Source organism: Mesorhizobium sp. B1-1-5 (genome assembly GCF_006443065.1).
Taxonomy (GTDB): Bacteria; Pseudomonadota; Alphaproteobacteria; order Rhizobiales; family Rhizobiaceae; genus Mesorhizobium.
This window is the reverse complement of the sequence record NZ_VFWS01000284.1, coordinates 1-1,815: the sequence shown is the minus strand read 5'-3', so window position 1 is coordinate 1,815 and position 1,815 is coordinate 1. Positions and strand designations below refer to the sequence as shown.

Genomic DNA, 1,815 nt, shown 5'->3' with positions numbered 1-1,815 from the left:
GGGAGTAGGGGAGTAGGGGAAGCAGATCGAGCGGGCAACCTGCCCTACTCCCCTACTCCCTTACTCCCCTACTCCCTACTGCCCTACCTTTCCCAAACCGCGCCGTCGCCGCCAGCAGCACGGCCAGCATCAGCCCGTTGAAGACGTGCCAGAGGAAATGCGTGCCGAGCGGGAAGCTGGGACAGACCAGCGGATCGATCATGCGGCAGATCGCCGAGACGACGAAGATCGCCGATCCGGTCAGATTGTACCAGCCGGCCCGGTTGCCGGTGGCCGCCACCCACGCCCCGAAGAAGGCGAGCGCCAGGAAAGGCGGCAGGTAGTTCGTCGTGCCGTTCGAAGCCTGGCGCAGCCAGTCCGGCACGGCAAAGGCAATCAGGCCGGCGACGACATAGAAGGCGACGAAGACGAGGATCGCCTTGCCCCACTCCATGCCGAGAAAGCGCCGCAGGTTGAACAGCGTGTAGGCCAGCGTGAAGCCGGCGATCGGCAGGATATCGGCCCAGATCGTGCCTTTGCTGGCGAAGGTATGGAACAGGGTCGAGCCGATGCCGATCGCCACCACCCACCAGGCCAGCACTTCGGCGAAGGTGCCGGTCTTGTAGCGCCGCACCTGCCAGACGCCCCACAGTCCCGCGGCAATGAACGCCAGGTTGGTCAAAGCATTGGCCGGCTCCGCCCAAAGTCCAGGCCCCGTCCGTTCGCAATAGAGATCGACAGGCGTCAGGAGAGTTTGCCACATGGTGAGGATGCTGCCCCCGAATCGAACCGTGCCTTGAAATGCAACCGCCCCTCCTATTGCGCGCTTGCCTGCGGCTGCAACAGCAAAAATTTCACCGCAACGTGACTTCCCGTTGACTGGCGCTTCTGCCACACATTTTAGCAATCAGAACAAGGTCGGCGTCACCGGCGGGAATTGGAAAGTCATGGCAATTCAAGGACGATTGCGGCTTGCGGCACTGGCGCTGGCCCTCACGGCGTTGGGCGGCGTGGCCCTTGCAGCCGAGCCCGGAAAGGCCGTGATGGATAAGCCGCGGACCGACAACGCCGAAATCGACAAGCCCCTGGGCGTGGTCGAACTGTTCACCAGCCAGGGCTGCAGTTCCTGTCCGCCGGCCGACGAGCTCTTCGCCGAGCTCGCCGGCAAGGACGACATCATCGCGCTCGCCTACCACGTCAATTACTGGGACTACCTCGGCTGGCAGGACACGCTGAGCACCAAGGAGAACACCGAGCGCCAATATGACTATATGCGCGCCTTCGGCAGCCGCTCGGTCTACACGCCGCAAGCCGTCATCAATGGGCGCAGCCACGTCAACGGCGCCAGCCGCAAGGATGTCGACGGGGCCTTGGCCCGGATGGACCGGACCGGCGAGGGCATGCGGGTCGCCATCAAGGTGAGCCGCACCAGCGACCGCGTCATGATCGACGCTGGCGATGCCGGCAACGGCCCGACCGACGCCCATGTGGTGATCGTCTATTTCGATCCGCCGCAGATGGTCAAGATCGGCCAGGGCGAGAACAGCGGCCGCAGCCTGACCTACTGGAACGCCGTTTCCGACATCCAGACCGCCGGCATGTGGCACGGCAAGGCGCAGCGCTACGAATTGCCGATGACCGAGATCGCCAAGAAGGGCGGCTGCGCGGTGCTGCTGCAGTCGGTCGGCAAGGACGGCATGCCGGGGCCGATCCTCGGCGCCGCCTTCATCCGCAAGCCATAAACCCCTTCTCCCCTTGTGGGCTAGCGTGCGCACACATTTGCTTCGAGCTGTGGTCAAGCGTGAAGAGACGCGGTCGGGAAATGGCTTGAAGCGT

2 protein-coding genes are annotated in these 1,815 nt (G+C 64.1%); one reads left to right on the top strand and one right to left on the bottom strand.

Features of this window, described 5'->3' with window-relative positions:
• Nucleotides 1-52: 52 nt before the first annotated feature.
• Nucleotides 53-742 carry a ceramidase domain-containing protein gene (locus FJ980_RS30465; RefSeq protein ID WP_140547293.1) on the bottom strand — a complete coding sequence of 230 codons (690 nt, stop codon included), beginning with the start codon at nt 740-742 and terminating at the stop codon, nt 53-55.
• Between the two features lie 184 nt (nt 743-926).
• Between FJ980_RS30465 and FJ980_RS30460 the strand changes: the two genes are divergently transcribed.
• Nucleotides 927-1,721: a thioredoxin family protein gene (locus FJ980_RS30460; protein ID WP_140547292.1), complete on the top strand. Its 795-nt coding sequence runs from the start codon at nt 927-929 to the stop codon at nt 1,719-1,721.
• Nucleotides 1,722-1,815: the final 94 nt, after the last annotated feature.